We start from the raw sequence: 14,997 nt of genomic DNA, 5'->3' as shown, positions 1-14,997 counted from the left end.
GCTCGCAAATCGGGCAGAAACCCCGTGCGAATGATTGGGCCGTGGATGCCGATTTTGCCAAGTCTCAGCCAGGACCTATCGCGATGCAAGGTCTACCTCATCGGATCGCATCACGGTTGCGGCTTCCGCTCATTGCGGCACCGATGCTCCGGATTTCAGGACCGGAACTGGTAGGGGTGGCCTGCGAAAGCGGCATCATCGGCGCCTTCCCCACCGCCAACGCCCGCAGTGAGGACGAACTTGATGGTTGGCTGGCGCGGCTGCACGATCAGGCGGCTGCGGCCGAAGATCGTACGGGCCGAGCAACAGCCCCGATCTGCCCGAATCTCATTATGCGGGAAGGGCGGCTTAATCAGGACCTCGGAACGCTGGTGAGGCATCGGGTCGAGCTCGTCATCACGAGCGTGGGGTCACCATCCCCCGCTATTGCTCCGCTGCACGATGTCGGATGTCTCGTGCTTGCGGACGTTGCGACGCTTCATCACGCCGAGCGGGCGATCGAAGCGGGGGCGGATGGCTTGGTCCTGCTATCTGCTGGTGCGGGCGGCCAAACCGGTTGGATGAACCCGCTTGCTTTCGCGCGATCGATCCGCAGCTTCTTCTCGGGTCCGCTGATCCTCGCGGGCGGCATTGCCGATGGAGCTGCGCTCTGGGCGGCCCAAGTATTAGGATGCGACTTGGCCTACATGGGTACCAAATTCATCGCTACTGCCGAGAGCCGTGCTGCTTCCGAATATCGAGACATGCTCCTAGCAGCGTCGATGGACGACGTCCAGCTCACGTCCGCCTTCACGGGCTTACCAACTAACATGCTGCGCTCCTCGATCGTCGCCGCCGGTCTCGATCCGGCGAATTTGGACGAGAAGGTGAGCATGGCGGACGCGGACGGGCGGTGGGGACAGGAGGCGGGCCCGTCACTGATTAAGCGATGGCGCGATATCTGGAGCGCCGGCCACTCCGTGTCCGGCGTTGACCGAATTCAGCCGGCGGCGGAACTCATTGAGCAAACCCTCGGCGAATATCGTGCAGCGCGAGCTGCGACGTCCTCGATGCTCGGACGCCAGAATGGTTGAGCGGCCAATTCTTCAAGCTGTCACGGTCAGTAGCCAGTTGCTGGGGGCGCTACGCCGCTGGCCGAGCCGCATAGCATTCAGTGCGGATCGGGAGGAGATTAGTTTTCGCGCCACGCTCGACTTGGTAGGCCGGTTCCAGCGCCTGCTCGCCTCAAGTGGCTTGATCTCTGGCCGGCGCCTCGCAATCTTGAGTGGCAATGATCCGCTAATCTGGTGCCTGGGGGCCGCCGCACAGGCGAGTGGGATCGCGACAACATGGTTGCATCCGGCAGGCTCCTTAAGTGATCACTGTCATCAGCTTGATGACTCGTCAGCCGACGCGATCGTCATCGATGGGTTGCGGCACCATGAACGCGGCGAGGCCCTTGCCGGTATCTATCCCGAGATGAAGCTTTTCTCGCGGGGGCGGCCTGGACTCGGAATCGACATCGCGGCAGCGGTCGAACAGGTCGGCACCGACACCGCGCGCGATCTCGCGATATCCAGCGACATCGCGTCGGTCATGTACACCGGAGGAACAACCGGTAAGTCGAAGGGAGTAATACGCTCCCATGCCACGCTGGCGGCTACGACAGTGTCGAACCTCGCGTCTTTCGAATTCCCGGCGCGTCCTCGACACTTAGCGATCACCCCTGTTTCCCACGTCAGCGGCTTCAAGATACTCCCCGTACTATTGCTCGGCGGAACAGTCTTCATGGATAACTCTGCTGATACGGAGAACTTGATGAAAGTGATAGCTCGCGAGGCGATTACGAGCACTCTCTTAGTCCCTACGATGATCTATCGCATGCTGGATGACCCATCGCTGGCAAGGCATGACTTGAGTTCGCTTCAGCTTGTTATGTATGGAGCTTCAACGATCTTACCTGGTCGATTGGCCGAAGCGATCAACCGGGTCGGTCCAGTCTTTTCGCAACTATACGGCCAGAGCGAAGGATACCCGCTCATGGTAATGCGGAAAGGCGATCACGATCCGACTGATCTCACCCGTCTCGCCTCGTGCGGCATGCCTGTCGCCAACTGCGAGATCAGTTTACGCGACGACGAAGGGAGGGAGGTTGCGCCGGGTAGAGTTGGTGAGATCTGCGCGCGCGGATCATCCATCATGGATGGCTACCTTAACCGGCCGGAGTTGACAGAGGAAACGCTTGCAGATGACTGGCTGCATACGGGCGATCTAGCCAGGGTTGACGAGCAAGGCTTTTTCTTTGTCGTCGACAGATTGAAAGACATGGTAATCACCGGCGGCTTCAACGTGTTCACCCGGGAAGTCGAAGATGCGCTTGCGACGCACCCGAGTGTCGGGAGCACAGCTGTCGTTGGCTTGCCGGATGAAGTCTGGGGTGAGGCTGTCACGGCTGCTGTTGTGAGGCGACCTGGCTTTCACGCGAGCCCTCGCGAGCTCGCCGCGCACGTTCGTGCGTCCAAAGGTGCGATTCACACGCCGAAGCATCTCTTTTTCCTCGATTCTCTTCCACTTACCTCCATCGGCAAGGTCGATAAGAAACGGCTTCGAGAAGAGCTGGCGGTCCTCGCAGCCGGCAACCGCTCGAAAGTCGAGCTTTGAAGCCGGCCACCGCTCGGTGCTCCATTAGGATATCCGCGACAATTTTTGGCTCATCGGTGTGACTTGGCAAACGGACCGGCACGGCCTGGGCCTTTTCAGCACATGACAGATAGTAACGGTCCTTTTCGTTCGCTTGGACCGTGCTGGTTGGACGACGTCCGACAGTGAAAATCTGGAGTCGACTATGATCGGTCCGTCGAGGGTCGCGGTACGCCCGGAATTTTACCAGTTAGAAGCATTCTTGCAGGTCGTCGAAGCGCGGACGTTCGCGGGCGCTGCGAGGGTTTCCGCGTACTCGCTCCGGAACGGCGCGCCAAAGGTATCGGCAAGGGTGTGATGCAAGGCCGGATCTGGGGTTATGTCTGTGATCAGCGCCCCTGGGCCGGCACCGCGCCGCCCGGGGTCGTCTACCGCTATGCTCCCAACTGGAAAGCCGAGCATGTATTGGCCCATCTGGGCAACGCGAGCGGCATTCTTCAGGCCGACGCCTACAAAGGCTACGCGAAGCTCTATGAACCCGGCGCGGATGGGAACCCGCGCTTCCGGGAAGCGGCCTGCTTTGCGCATTGGCGACGCGATTTTCATGACATCTGGACGTCGCAAAAGTCCGAGATCGCACACGAGGCGCTTGAGCGTATCGGGCAACTCTACGACATCGAACGCGAGATCGCGGGCAAGCCTGCCGACGTCCGCCGCGCCGTGCGCCAGGAACTGAGCAAACCGAAGCTCGAGGCTTTGCATAGCTGGGCCGAGAAGCAACTCACTCGTATCTCGACCAAGGGAGACCTGGCGAAGGCCTTTCGCTACGCCCTGGGTCGCTGGCACGCGTTCAGCCTGTTTCTCGATGATGGGCGCGTCGCCATCGATAACAACGCCGCCGAGCGCGCTGTTAGGCCCATATGCCTGGGCAAGAAGAACTGGTTATTCGCCGGCTCCGAGACCGGCGCCGAAACCCTTGCGCGCGCCATGACGCTGATCGAAAGCGCCAAGATGAATGGCCTCGATCCCCAGGCCTACATCACCGACCTGCTCAATCGCATCGCCGACCACCCCGCGACCCGGCTCGACGAGCTCCTGCCGTGTTGGGGTGGACGGCTCCCAACGGCATCGCAATGTGCCAGAGTGAGGTCGTTGCAAGACTCAATCGAGGGAGCCGCCCGTGGAGCAAATTACCCGCATAGGCATGGACACGTCAAAGAACGTTTTTCAGCTGCATGGCGTAGATGCATCGGAGAAGCCGGTGCTTCGCAAGAAATTGACGCGTCGGGAAATGGTGCGCTTTTTCGAGAAGCTGCCACCCACCGTCGTCGCTATCGAAGCATGCGGCAGTTCGCACCATTGGGCGCGCCTTCTCGCTTCGCTCGGGCACGAGGTCAAGCTGATCGCCCCGCAATTGGCGAAGCCCTACGTCAAGCGCGGTAAGAACGACGCGGCGGATGCAGAAGCCCTTTGCGAAGCTATGAGCCGCCCTACGATGCGCTTCGTCCCTGCCAAGACTGCTGACCAACAAGCCGCTCTTATGTTGATGAGTGTGCGCGAAAGGCTCATCCAGAAACGCACCCAGCTCGTCAATGCCATACGGGGACATGGCGCCGAGTTCGGCATTACAGCAGCAACGGGCGCATGTCGCGTCATACCACTCCTCGATCGCATAGCGGCGGATGAAGCCATTCCTGAACGCGCAGCGGCGAGCAAGATGCCGCCGCCCGGCACCGAAATGCCTGGATCGGCAACGCTCCCATCATCGTCCGCGTCCGAGCCGCAGGCGGATACACCAGCCGATGGCGAGCGGAAGGCTACGCTTCAGCAAAGGCGTCAGCGGCAGGAGAGTGCCCGAGGGAGCAAGCTGTTCGCCAGCGATGGTGTTCGTCAGTCACCGGAAACGGCGGATGCTGCCGCGACGCCGACGGCAGTCGCAAACGGAAACGCTGGTTCGACAAGCGCCGCCGATGTTCAGGATCGGAAGGCTGCGTTTCTGGCCGGGAGCGGGCGAGTGGCGCCGGCCGTTAACGGCGGTCGGCTGGAGGAACCTGCTGGCCGGTACGTCGTGCTGGCGGGCTCCACGATCGCGGCGGCGCTGATGAGGGGCTTGGCCTCCGACCTGCCCGGCCAGGTGGTCGCTCAAGTGACGGAAGACGTGTTCGATAGCGCGACCGGCAAGGCGCGTCTCATCCCGCAGGGGACGCGCCTGATGGGCGAATATGATGCGCGGGTGAGCTACGGCCAATCGCGCGCTCTGGTCGTGTGGACGCGCATGATCCTGCCCGACGGACGCTCGATCGATCTCGATCGGATGATTGGGACCGATGGCGCTGGCCAGTCGGGGTTCGCGGATCGCGTCAACAACCATACCGGCAAGCTGCTGACCGCGGGACTGCTCTCGACGCTCTTCGGTGTGGGCGCGAACGCGGCCACGGCGGGCGGCAACAACGCCGACATAGCTTTTGCAATCCGCGAAAGCGCAGGCCGTTCCGTCGAGACTGCCGGTGACAAGATCGTGTCGCGTCAGCTCGATGTGCAACCGACGATCACGGTGCGGCCTGGCGCGCGGGTACGTGTGCTGGTGAGCCGTGACCTGGTGCTCGCGCCCTGGTCGGAGACTCGCACAAATCAATCGCGCTAGCGCGACTGCGCGCGCTCTTCTTCGATCACGAGGTGGAGGACTTCGACAGCTTGATCGAGATGGATGACTGCGAGCTCCTTTGGGGTCGGTTGAGCAATCCCCTCGCAAGCATGATCAGACGCTCCGCCTCTTCGCGACGTTGATCACCCATTCTTGACCGCTCCGCCATGTTCTTTCCACCAGATAGCGCGCTTGGCCGTCCATAACGAATCGGCACGATCGTTCCTAGAACGATCGTGCCGGCGCTGTGATCACGTGGTGGATGGATCTCAAGCTCGTTCTATCCAGTGCGCCCCGACGGCGCGTAACACCAGTGGAGGGAGGTTCCACCCAGATAGTTGTCGATAGGTCTGGTAGCTGACGAGCGGCTTTGCCGGGTGACCGGTCGGGCCGAAGCCTCGTGACAAAGGCCGCTTTGGGCGGTTGAGCAATCCAGCGGGCCGTAACGTGTGAAGCCTGAGCAGGCCTCGAAAGTGATGATGCGGATGCCGACCCGCCTGAATAACGGGGAAGGCAGAACGAGCGGGGAAGAAATCGACGAGCGCACCCGCTCGATCCGCCGGGGTAGTGGGCACGGCACGCTGGAATGGTGATGCGGGTAATCGGGGGAGACCCGTCCCGGGCGGGGGTAGCGGCCTCAACGGCGTGCTTGGCGCGTCGGTTCGGAGCGGGGGTCGGACAGGGTCATAGTACTGCTGAGGCCGGGTAATGCCGGTGGAGGGAAGGACCCTGACTTCTGGTGTGCTTTTGACGATGATGAGGTGGAGGTGATTGGCGATGAGCCTGCAAACGCCTGATAAGATCCGGACTCTTCAGAGAAAGCTGTATTGTAAAGCGAAGGCGGAGCCTGCCTTCCGCTTCTACGTCCTCTACGACAAGATCTGTCGCGACGACATTCTGCACCATGCCTACCGGCTCGCCCGCGCCAATGCAGGTTCGCCGGGTGTGGACGGGGTGACGTTCGAACGGATTGAGGCGGCGGGCGCGCAGGAGTGGTTGGAGGGCGTGCGCGAGGAACTCGTCGCGGAAACGTATCGGCCACAGCCGGTGCGTCGGGTCATGCTTCCCAAGCCTGGAGGTGGTGAACGACCGCTCGGTATTCCGACCATTCGGGACCGTGTTGTCCAGACCGCTGCCAAGCTGGTGCTTGAACCGATCTTCGAGGCGGATTTCGAGGACAGCGCCTATGGCTATCGACCCAATCGGGGCGGTGGTCAGGCGATCAAGGAAGTGCACCGGCTTATCTGCCGGGGCTACACCGACGTGGTAGACGCCGATCTGTCGGGCTATTTCGACAGCATTCCGCACTCGGACCTTCTGAGGTCCGTGGCCCGCAGGGTCGTCGACAGGCATGTGCTGCATCTCATCAAGATGTGGCTCAAGTCGCCTATCGAGGAGAGGGATGGCAACGGGAAGCGGCGTATGCATGGTGGTCGCAAAGCAACGCGGGGTACGCCGCAAGACGGCGTCGCGAGCCCATTGCTGGCCAACATCTACATGAACCGGTTCCTGAAACACTGGCGTCAGACCGATCGGAGCGAAGCGTTCCGTGCCCATGTTGTCGCCTATGCCGACGACTTCGTCATCCTCAGCCGCGGTTGCGCGGAGGAGGCGCTGGCGTGGACGAAAGCGGTGATGACCAAGCTCGGGCTCACCCTCAACGAGGCCAATACCTCGGTGAGGAACGCCCGTCAGGAGCATTTCGACTTCCTTGGATATACCTTTGGCCCCGAGTATTTTCGCAAGGACGGTCACTGGTATCTGGGCGCAAGCCCATCTCGGAAAAGTGTCCAGCGTCTCAAGGACAAGGTGGGCGATCTTCTGGTGCCCGGCGATATGGGCACCTGGCCTGATGTGAGGAACCGGCTCAACCGCCTTCTGCGCGGCTGGTCGGCCTACTTCAGCTACGGCACCCGCTTGCAGGCGTATCGGGCGGTCGATCACCACGTCTATGAAAGCGTTCGGCATTTCCTTGTGCGGCGGCACCATGTGCCGGGGCGCGGCAACCGCCGCTTCTCCTATGACTATGTCTACGGGGATGGCGGCGTAATGCGGCTTCGGAATGCTCACATCGGGCCACCACCGAAAGCTGGGCGGTGAAGCCAGTCGGAAAGCCGGATGCCGGAAATCGGCACGTCCGGTTTGATGAGCGGGGACGGGAAACGGCGCACAGCGACCGCGCCCGTCCTCGACTCTACCGAATCTCCGCCGGATACGGAACGATAGCGGGCGCACCCAGGAAGAGATGGCGCACGTGCTGGGTATCAGTCTTCGCTATCTGGGCTCGATCGAGCGCGGCAAAGTGTCGCCGAGCGTGACGCTGCTTGGCGCGTTCGCGACGGCGCTCGACGTCAGTCCTTGCGACCTTATCACTCCGCTTGGGGAGTCGCGCTAGCTCGGACTGCGCGTCGTCCACTCGCTGCTGGCGTGCTTGCGGATGCAGACGAGGAAGCGGTGGCGAAGCGGATTGCGGTCGTCCTTTGGCCAGATCGCCTCGGCGGCGATCAGCGCATTGCTGTCGACGATGGGGCGATAGCCGATGCCGGCATGAGGGACAGTAGCCGACGTGCAGACGATCGTGGCGCCGAGGCCAAGATTGACCAGGTCCATAATCGCCCCGGCAGACACGTCGTGTGAGACACACTCGAAGGGCAAATCGCCCATGCGGGCGGCTATCGTCCGGTAGTAGGACAGGTCGCCATGATGCGCGGGCAGGATGATCGGTAGGGTCGATACATCGGCCCAGCGCAGGCTGTCATTGGCGGCAAGGGGGTGATCTTCCCTGAGAGCCACAAAGAGGCGATCGTCCCAGAGTCGCTCTTGTACGTTTGGGCCGCCGCCAAGACTGGGAAGAAGTCCGGAAAACATGATATCGAGGGTCCGCTCGTTCAGCTGCCGGTACAGCTCGTTCGGAGATCCTTCGACGAAGCGAAGCTCGACGTCGGGACGCGACCCGTGAAACTCGGCAATGCCCGCACGCAGCGGCCCGGAGGCCAGCCCGGAAGTAAAGCCGATCGTGAGCGAGCCGGCCATGCTCTGCGCGATCATGACGGCGCGGTCGATCTGCGTATCGACCATGAAAAGGAGCAGCTTGGCTTTTGGAAGGATCGCGCGGCCCATCAAGGTCAGCGCGACGGGTGCCCCGCGGCGTCGCTCGAACAGGTCGCCGCCGTAGCTCTCTTCGAGCTTCGCGATTGTCTGGCTCACCGCCGGCTGGCTGACGCCGAGTTGGCGCGCTGCCTCAGCGAAGCTGCGTGTCTCAGCGACTTTCAAAAAGGCCTCTAGGTGCGCAAAGTCGGGGCGCGTCCGCTGGAGACGATTCTTCCCTTTTGCGCCTATGGACATTCAGCGCCTCGCTATAACGAGGGCAGACACGTTAATCATGGCGCGGTAGCTTCCATCCAAGATCACGCCCTCTTCGCCAGTCTTGAATCCGATTTGCGCGAAAAAGGGCATCTCCTAATGTCCACAGGCCTTAGTTTGATGGCGCCGACGTAAAGGCAAGCGTGAGCCACTCCGCGATCAGTGCCGGCTTGTCCTCGCCCTCGATCTCGATTGTGTTAGCGGTGATGATCTGCCACTGTTGAGGAGCGCGCTCCTCCATGCTCTCCAGCTTGACCACCACCCGGACACGCTTGCCGGACCTGACCGGGGCCAGGAAACGGACCTTGTTGAATCCGTAGTTCATGCCCATCACTGCGTCGGCGAGCCTCGGGGTCGCGGACTCCGCCATTGCGCTTAGCAGCGAAAGCGTGAGGAAGCCGTGGGCGATGGTGCCGCCGAATGGCGTCCTTGCCGCCGCTTCCGGGTCCACATGGATGAACTGTTCGTCCTCAGTCACCTTTGCGAAGATGTCGATCCGTTCCTGGTCGATGAGGAACCAGTCGGACACGCCGACTTGCTGACCGACCAATTGCCGGTACTTTTCCGCAGCTATCGTCTTCTTGATCATTCCACTCTCCGGCATGATTCGCTGTTCCAGTCTCGACAGTAGGCAATGTTCAGGGGACCCCGAACAGGGCGGCCGCGCCCATCCCGCCGCCGATGCACATCGTCACGACGACGTGCTTCGCGCCGCGACGCCTGCCTTCGACGGAGGGCGTGCGCCGTCATGCGCGCGCCGGACGCGCCTCAGAATGGCCGATCGCGATCGCGCCGCCGTCCACGTTCAGCTGTTTTTCTGGGACGCCGAGCTTGTCGCAGCAGTAGATCACCTGACGGGCGAAAACCTTGTTCAGCTCCCACAGGCCGACATCTTCGACGCGCTTGCCAGTCCATTCGAGCGGCCGTAGCACGAGCGCGACCGGGCCGATCCCCATCTCGTCGGGATCGACGCCGCCCGTGATCGCCGTGCCGTCCACTATGATCTGCTTGGCTGCGGTGGCGATCGTCATCAGGCCCGAGCCGCACTGGCGGTCGAACGACATGCCCGCGATGCTGGTCAGGAGGCTGGCGCGCAGGGCGCCGAGACGGCCGATGTCGGGCGCCTGCATGCCTTGCTGCAGTGACGCGCCGATCAGCACGTCCAGCACCTCGCCGCTCTCGAGAGCGGCGCGAGATCCACTGCGTGCCGCACGGCATGCCCCGCCAGCGTCGGAGCGGGGTTGACGTTGAAGGTGCCCTTGTAGGCCCGCCCAATCCGGGGTGCGGGCGGACGAGACGATCATGGCTTCACGCATGGTCCGGGCCCCCCTTCAAGCGATATTCCTGGCGCGGGCGGCGCTCGCCAACTCCTGCTGGATCTGCGCGCCGCCGCTCTCGGGGACAGTCTGACCCGCCGGGTCGCCAATGGCTTCCCAGGCCGCGATCACCCGCTCCCCGGCGTCAGGGTCGTCACCCGCGTACGCGCCAGCGGTCAGCGTGACGTAGGCGCGCTCGAAGTGACCGGCTCCCGCGCAGAGGATCGCGCGCGTCGGCGCCTCGTCGCAGACGAGCGCTAGCAGGCCGGGGCTGACGAGCTCGGGCACAAGCAGCGCCTTCATGGTCGGCGGGATGAGGTTCTCGGTCATCGCGGTCGCTGCGGTGGGCGCCAGGCAGTTGACCTTGATCCCGTTCCTGGCGCCCTCAAGCGCGAGCGTTTGCATGAGGCCGACCAGCGCCATCTTGGCCGCGCCGTAGTTCGACTGGCCGAAGTTGCCGTAGAGGCCGGTCGAGGACGTGGTCATGACGATGCGGCCGTGGTTCTGCTCGCGCATGATGCCCCAGACCGCCTGGGTGCAGACGACCGAGCCCATGAGGTGCACCTCGACCACTAGGCGAAAGTCGTCGAGGCTCATTTTCGCGAACGTCACGTCCCGCAGGATGCCGGCGTTGTTGACTAGAATGTGGACTGCGCCGAACCGCCGACGCGCCTCTTCCACCATTGCCGCGACGGCCGCCTCATCGGTCACCGAGCACCTGACCGCCATCGCGTCCCCGCCTGCGGCGCCGATTTCGGCGGCGACCGCGGCGGCACCCTCGCCGACGTCGTTGACGACTACCTTCGCCCCGCTCCGCGCGAGCAACAGGGCGTGGGCCCGGCCAAGGCCTGTGCCTGCGCCCGTGACGATCGCGACCTTTCCTTCGAGCTTCACTTAGTTCTCCATCATCTATGTTCGTTGATGCGAGCTGCGCGCGTCGCCTCAGGCGCCGACGAACACCGGGTCGCGCCGCTCGACAAAGGCCCGCGCCGCTTCGCGGTGATCGCTGGTCGCGAAACAATGGATGTGGTGCGTGACTTCGACATCAAGGCAATCATCGATCTCGCCGCCGAGCGCGCGATTGAGGTTTTCCTTCATGTAGCGGAACGCGACGCTCGGACCCGCAGCCAGCCGGACGGCCCAGCGCGCGGTTTCCGTCGCGAGATCTTCGGGTGCAACGGCCCGGTTGACCAAACCGATTCCGACAGCCTCGGCCGCATCGATCCGGTCAGAGAGGAAGAGCAACTCCCGCGCTTTTGCCGTGCCAACCAGTCGCGTCAGGAAATAGGCACCGCCGAAATCGCCCGAAAGGCCGATCTTGGCAAAAGCGGTGGTCAGCACGGCCGCGCTCGACATCAGCCGGATGTCACACGCCATCGCCAGCGCCAAGCCAGCGCCCGCGGCTGCCCCGTTTATCGCGGCGATCGTCGGCTTGGGCATCTTGAACAAGCGGCCTGCGGTGGCATGCTGCGCCAAACGCTGACGATGGATGATCGCGTCGACGGTATTTGACGCGCCGGACCCGTCGCCGTGCTCGGCCATGCCTTTGACGTCTCCGCCCGCGCAGAACCCGGCGCCGGCACCGGTTAGGATGACGCACCGGACCTCAGTGTCGATTTCGGCGGCCGCCAGGGCCTGGCTTAGCGCCACGATCATCGCCGCCGTCATGGCATTACGCGCCTCGGGGCGGTTCAGCGTAAGCGTCAGAATGCCGTCCTCGCGCGATGCCTGCAGTTCAGGGCTTCCGGTCTCGATCAGCTCGATGGGCATCATGGTTCCTTTGGTTCGGTGGAAAGAGGAAGTGGTTCGAGCAGGCGCTCCTTCATCCGCGTGAGGGTAGCGTCGGTCACGCGCAGCATGTCGCGCACGTATCCGCGAATGCCGCCGTGCTCCTCGGCGACGGCGGCGAAGGCGGCATCAAGGTACGCCGGGTCGGCGGCGAGCATGAGGGAGGTTGCCTCCGGCGGAAACCGCTCCTGTACGCTGATCGTGGGCCCCGTCGCCATCGCGCGCGCCATGTTGACCGGCGAGATAAAGAACCGGTTGGTCAGTTCGTAGTCAGCACGGATCGCTTCACGCTTCGCCCCAAGTGCAGCCAGGATTAAGGCAATGGCGACGCCGGTACGGTCCTTGCCGATGGCGCAATGAACGATGCACGGTAGTGCGCCCTCGGCGATCTCATGAAAAATAAGCTCCAGCGCCGGCGCGAGCGCTCTCGGCAGAGCGGTATAGGCGTCGATCATCAGCGCCCGCGCACCCGCAACATCCGGCGAATAGTCGAGCGCCCGTTCGGCTAGCCGCCGTTCGCGATTGCGGGGTGCAAAAACTCGCGTAACGAGAGTGGAATGCGCCCAAAGGGTCGGATCAGCCGCGCGCTCGGACGAAGAACGAAGATCGAAAACCCGTGCAATTCCGAGTGCGGACAGTACCCTAGCGTCTTCTGGTGTGGCCCCGGAGAGCGCGTTGGCGCGGTACAGCCGTCCGGCACGAACCCGACGACCGTCCGATGTCGGACATCCGCCCGCATCCCTGAAGTTGGGCACGCCCCGAAGGAGGACAAAGGTGTCTGTGCTCACGATGCGTCCGCGAGGCGCAGGGATGCTCGCAACGCCGGCCGCAACAGCTTGCCGCCGGCGTTTCGCGGCAACGGTCCGTCCATACGCCAGAGATACCGCGGCGTCTTGTAGCGAGCGAGGAACTCGACTGCATGCGCACGCAGCGCGTCGGCGGTTGTCAACGATCCGGGCCGCAGCACGACAGCGACGCCGACTTCCTCCCCGAGCCGTGTGTCGGGAACTGAAAAGGCGCAGACTTCGATAACATCGGGATGACGGAAAAGCGCCGCCTCCACCTCGGCGCAATAGACGTTCTCGCCACCCCGCAGGATCATGTCCTTCTTGCGGTCGACAATGAACACGAAGCCCTGCTCGTCGAGGCGCGCGATGTCGCCGGTGCGCAGCCAACCATCGACGATTGCCGCAGCAGTCTCAACGGGTCTGTTGAGGTAGCCGGCAATCACCCCCGCACCCCTGACACACAGTTCGCCGGTCCGTCCGGACGCAAGTTTCTGACCTGCGTCATTGATGATCTTGACGTCGAAGGTCGGCAGCGGCCGCCCGCAGCTCTCGGGCCGCGCCGCGAACACATTGCCGGCGATCAAGGTGATGCTGCCGCTCGCCTCGGTCATCCCAAAGCCGGTGCCGAGCCCGACAGCCCGGTCCCAATCATCCACCTTAGCGACGAGGTCGGGCGGAATCGGCGCGCCGCCACCGGCCAGCGACGCCAGGCTCGACAGGTCGCGGGCTCGAGCGTCGGGATGCCCGATCAGCTCGCGCACCATGATCGGCACCCCGCTCATGGTGGTCACCCGTTCGGCCTCGATCAGGCGAAGCGCCTCGCCGGCATCCCACTTGTACATGAGGACCAGCGTACCGCCAGCCGCGGTGACGGGATGAGCGAGGCAGTTGTTGGCCGTGACGTGAAACAGCGGCGTGGTGACCAGTGCAACCGGCAGCGTCTCCGCACTGGCCTGGAGCCCGCGGCCGGCCGCCAGCCGATGCACCTCGACGCCAAAGCCGATTCCCATCAGGTTGTTGGTGCAGCCACGGTGCGACAGCCGCGCGCCCTTCGACTGGCCAGTCGTGCCCGACGTATAGAAAATGCAGGCGTCCGCATCACCATCGATAGCGACCGGGACCGGCATGTCATTCGTCGCGATGACGTGGCTCCAAGGGGTCGTGTCGGGCGGCGCATCGGCGCGCACGACGACGATGCAATCCCGATGCGCGGTGCGCCAGTCGGCGATGCGGGCAAGGCGCTCGGCATCGCAGAATATCGCCTTAGGGCCGGCGTCGTCGAGCGCTCCGGCGAGCTCGCCCGACACCCACCAGGCGTTCAGTCCGACCACGACGGCACCGATCGACATGCAGGCCCAATAGATCAGCATCCATTCGGGATAGTTGCGCATCGCGATCGCAACCCGGTCGCCAGACGACACGCCCCGCGCCGTCAGCCACGCGCCGACGGCGTTGGTGATCGCGTGTGCCTGGCGATAGGTGACGCGCTCTGTGCCGAATACGAGATAATCGCGTTCGCCCAGATCCCGCGTCGTCGCCCAGACATCGCCCAGCGTCGCAGGCGCATGTATAAAACAGCGTGTCGGGCGGCCCTGCACCGAGATGGTCCCGACCTCGAAGGCGGCACCCGGCGCGGTCAGCTCCGCCCAGGCCTGGCCAAGCCTGCTGTCCGAGGCGGGAGATGCATCAGGCGCGGTCATCACGCCCGGCCGCCAATCGTCACGCCTCCGTCGACGACCAACGTTTGGCCGGTCATGTACCTGCTGGCCTGTGACGCGAGGAAGACCGCCGCACCCGCGATCTCGTCCGGCTCGCCGATGCGACACAGGGGCGTCGCCTGCCTGATAGCGTCCTCGGCGGCAGGGTCGCTCCAGATCGCCTTGGCAAAGTCAGTCCGGATTACGCCGGGCGCGATCGCGTTGACCCGGACGCCGGACTGACCGAACTCGACGGCAAGGTTGCGGACCAGCTGGAGGTCGGCAGCTTTTGAGATGTTATAGGCGCCGATCACGCTCGACCCGATAAGGCCGCCGATCGACGAAACGACGATGATCGCACCGTCGCGCCGCTCGGCCATTTCCGGCGCGACCATCTGGATCAACCAGTTGTTCGCCACGATGTTGTTGGTCAGCACCTTAGCGAACTGCTCGTCGGAGATGCCGGACATCGGCCCGTAGTAGGGATTGGTAGCCGCGTTGCAGACCAGGGCGTCGATATGTCGGAACGCCCGGCGGGTCTCGTCGACCAGTGCCTGGAGAGCCGCTTTGTCGGACAGCGAGGCCGCGACGGCGATGGCGGTCCCTTCGCCGTGACGCTCGTTGATTGCGTCAGCGACCGATCGACACGCGTCGAGCTTGCGGCTAGAGATCACAACCTTGGCGCCGTTGGCCGCCATTTCCTCGGCTATTGCCTTGCCGATGCCGCGCGAGGAGCCGGTAATAAGAGCGACCCTGCCGGACATGTCGAATTGCGTCATGGC

The 14,997-nt window shown here is 63.5% G+C and carries 13 protein-coding genes and 2 pseudogenes; 7 read left to right on the top strand and 8 right to left on the bottom strand.

The features are described from left to right. The first annotated feature begins 41 nt into the window (after positions 1 to 41). The 7 genes and pseudogenes from HUU99_RS05940 (at position 42) to HUU99_RS05915 (ending at position 7,658) form a co-directional block, all read left to right on the top strand. Positions 42 to 1,073: an NAD(P)H-dependent flavin oxidoreductase gene (locus tag HUU99_RS05940; RefSeq protein ID WP_217430792.1), complete on the top strand. Its 1,032-nt coding sequence runs from the start codon at positions 42 to 44 to the stop codon at positions 1,071 to 1,073. Next, a complete protein-coding gene (locus tag HUU99_RS05935; protein ID WP_174285659.1) occupies positions 1,066 to 2,640 on the top strand; it encodes an AMP-binding protein in 1,575 nt (524 codons plus the stop codon). Before HUU99_RS05940 ends, HUU99_RS05935 begins: the two co-directional genes overlap by 8 nt. Before the next feature lie 288 nt (positions 2,641 to 2,928). Next, positions 2,929 to 3,747: pseudogene (tnpC, locus tag HUU99_RS05930) on the top strand (IS66 family transposase); the annotation flags it as partial. 52 nt (positions 3,748 to 3,799) lie between these two features. Next, positions 3,800 to 4,324 (top strand): annotated as a pseudogene (locus HUU99_RS15520) (IS110 family transposase); the annotation flags it as partial. Between the two features lie 12 nt (positions 4,325 to 4,336). Continuing rightward, positions 4,337 to 5,263, top strand: a complete 927-nt coding sequence (locus HUU99_RS15700) for a TrbI/VirB10 family protein (RefSeq protein ID WP_368039927.1) — start codon at positions 4,337 to 4,339, stop codon at positions 5,261 to 5,263. Positions 5,264 to 6,040: 777 nt separating this feature from the next. Continuing rightward, entirely contained in the window at positions 6,041 to 7,363 is a 1,323-nt protein-coding gene (gene ltrA, locus HUU99_RS05920; RefSeq protein ID WP_174285657.1) for a group II intron reverse transcriptase/maturase, read from the top strand. A gap of 112 nt (positions 7,364 to 7,475) precedes the next feature. Beyond that, positions 7,476 to 7,658: a helix-turn-helix domain-containing protein gene (locus tag HUU99_RS05915; RefSeq protein ID WP_302479974.1), complete on the top strand. Its 183-nt coding sequence runs from the start codon at positions 7,476 to 7,478 to the stop codon at positions 7,656 to 7,658. Here the strand turns inward: HUU99_RS05915 and HUU99_RS05910 are convergent. From HUU99_RS05910 to HUU99_RS05875, 8 genes are all read right to left on the bottom strand, one after another. Next, positions 7,655 to 8,608 carry a LysR family transcriptional regulator gene (locus tag HUU99_RS05910; RefSeq protein WP_174285655.1) on the bottom strand — a complete coding sequence of 318 codons (954 nt, stop codon included), beginning with the start codon at positions 8,606 to 8,608 and terminating at the stop codon, positions 7,655 to 7,657. The genes HUU99_RS05915 and HUU99_RS05910 overlap by 4 nt on opposite strands. A 130-nt stretch (positions 8,609 to 8,738) precedes the next feature. Then, complete coding sequence (locus HUU99_RS05905) at positions 8,739 to 9,215, bottom strand: MaoC family dehydratase (RefSeq protein WP_174285654.1); 477 nt, start codon at positions 9,213 to 9,215, stop codon at positions 8,739 to 8,741. A gap of 157 nt (positions 9,216 to 9,372) precedes the next feature. Beyond that, the gene (locus HUU99_RS05900; protein WP_254602964.1) at positions 9,373 to 9,930 is read right to left on the bottom strand and encodes a hypothetical protein; all 558 of its coding nucleotides are present in this window, start codon (positions 9,928 to 9,930) and stop codon (positions 9,373 to 9,375) included. Between the two features lie 27 nt (positions 9,931 to 9,957). After that, positions 9,958 to 10,836, bottom strand: coding sequence for an SDR family NAD(P)-dependent oxidoreductase (locus HUU99_RS05895; protein WP_174285653.1), 879 nt, complete (start codon positions 10,834 to 10,836; stop codon positions 9,958 to 9,960). Positions 10,837 to 10,884: 48 nt separating this feature from the next. After that, positions 10,885 to 11,712 carry an enoyl-CoA hydratase-related protein gene (locus HUU99_RS05890; protein ID WP_174285652.1) on the bottom strand — a complete coding sequence of 276 codons (828 nt, stop codon included), beginning with the start codon at positions 11,710 to 11,712 and terminating at the stop codon, positions 10,885 to 10,887. Then, on the bottom strand, positions 11,712 to 12,485 hold the full coding sequence (locus HUU99_RS05885; protein WP_254602963.1) for a tyrosine-protein phosphatase: 774 nt from the start codon (positions 12,483 to 12,485) through the stop codon (positions 11,712 to 11,714). Before HUU99_RS05885 ends, HUU99_RS05890 begins: the two co-directional genes overlap by 1 nt. 29 nt (positions 12,486 to 12,514) lie before the next feature. Beyond that, a complete protein-coding gene (locus HUU99_RS05880) occupies positions 12,515 to 14,116 on the bottom strand; it encodes a class I adenylate-forming enzyme family protein (RefSeq protein ID WP_254602953.1) in 1,602 nt (533 codons plus the stop codon). Positions 14,117 to 14,217: 101 nt separating this feature from the next. Then, positions 14,218 to 14,994, bottom strand: coding sequence for an SDR family NAD(P)-dependent oxidoreductase (locus HUU99_RS05875; RefSeq protein ID WP_174285649.1), 777 nt, complete (start codon positions 14,992 to 14,994; stop codon positions 14,218 to 14,220). Between the last annotated feature and the right edge of the window lie 3 nt (positions 14,995 to 14,997).

It is taken from the genome of Sphingomonas bacterium (assembly GCF_903642285.1).
In the GTDB taxonomy this organism is placed as follows: Bacteria; Pseudomonadota; Alphaproteobacteria; order Sphingomonadales; family Sphingomonadaceae; genus Sphingomonas.
Note: the sequence above shows the minus strand (reverse complement) of the source record. Positions and strands in the feature narration are given on the sequence as shown.

Excerpts from the sequence above, each read along its gene's own strand:
- HUU99_RS05935 (WP_174285659.1), top strand. The coding sequence starts at position 1,066 with ATGGTTGAGCGGCCAATTCTTCAAGCTGTCACGGTCAGTAGCCAGTTG.
- HUU99_RS15700 (WP_368039927.1), top strand. The coding sequence starts at position 4,337 with ATGCCGCCGCCCGGCACCGAAATGCCTGGATCGGCAACGCTCCCATCA.
- ltrA (WP_174285657.1), top strand. The coding sequence starts at position 6,041 with ATGAGCCTGCAAACGCCTGATAAGATCCGGACTCTTCAGAGAAAGCTG.
- HUU99_RS05910 (WP_174285655.1), bottom strand. The coding sequence starts at position 8,608 with ATGTCCATAGGCGCAAAAGGGAAGAATCGTCTCCAGCGGACGCGCCCC.
- HUU99_RS05905 (WP_174285654.1), bottom strand. The coding sequence starts at position 9,215 with ATGATCAAGAAGACGATAGCTGCGGAAAAGTACCGGCAATTGGTCGGT.
- HUU99_RS05900 (WP_254602964.1), bottom strand. The coding sequence starts at position 9,930 with ATGATCGTCTCGTCCGCCCGCACCCCGGATTGGGCGGGCCTACAAGGG.
- HUU99_RS05890 (WP_174285652.1), bottom strand. The coding sequence starts at position 11,712 with ATGCCCATCGAGCTGATCGAGACCGGAAGCCCTGAACTGCAGGCATCG.
- HUU99_RS05875 (WP_174285649.1), bottom strand. The coding sequence starts at position 14,994 with ATGACGCAATTCGACATGTCCGGCAGGGTCGCTCTTATTACCGGCTCC.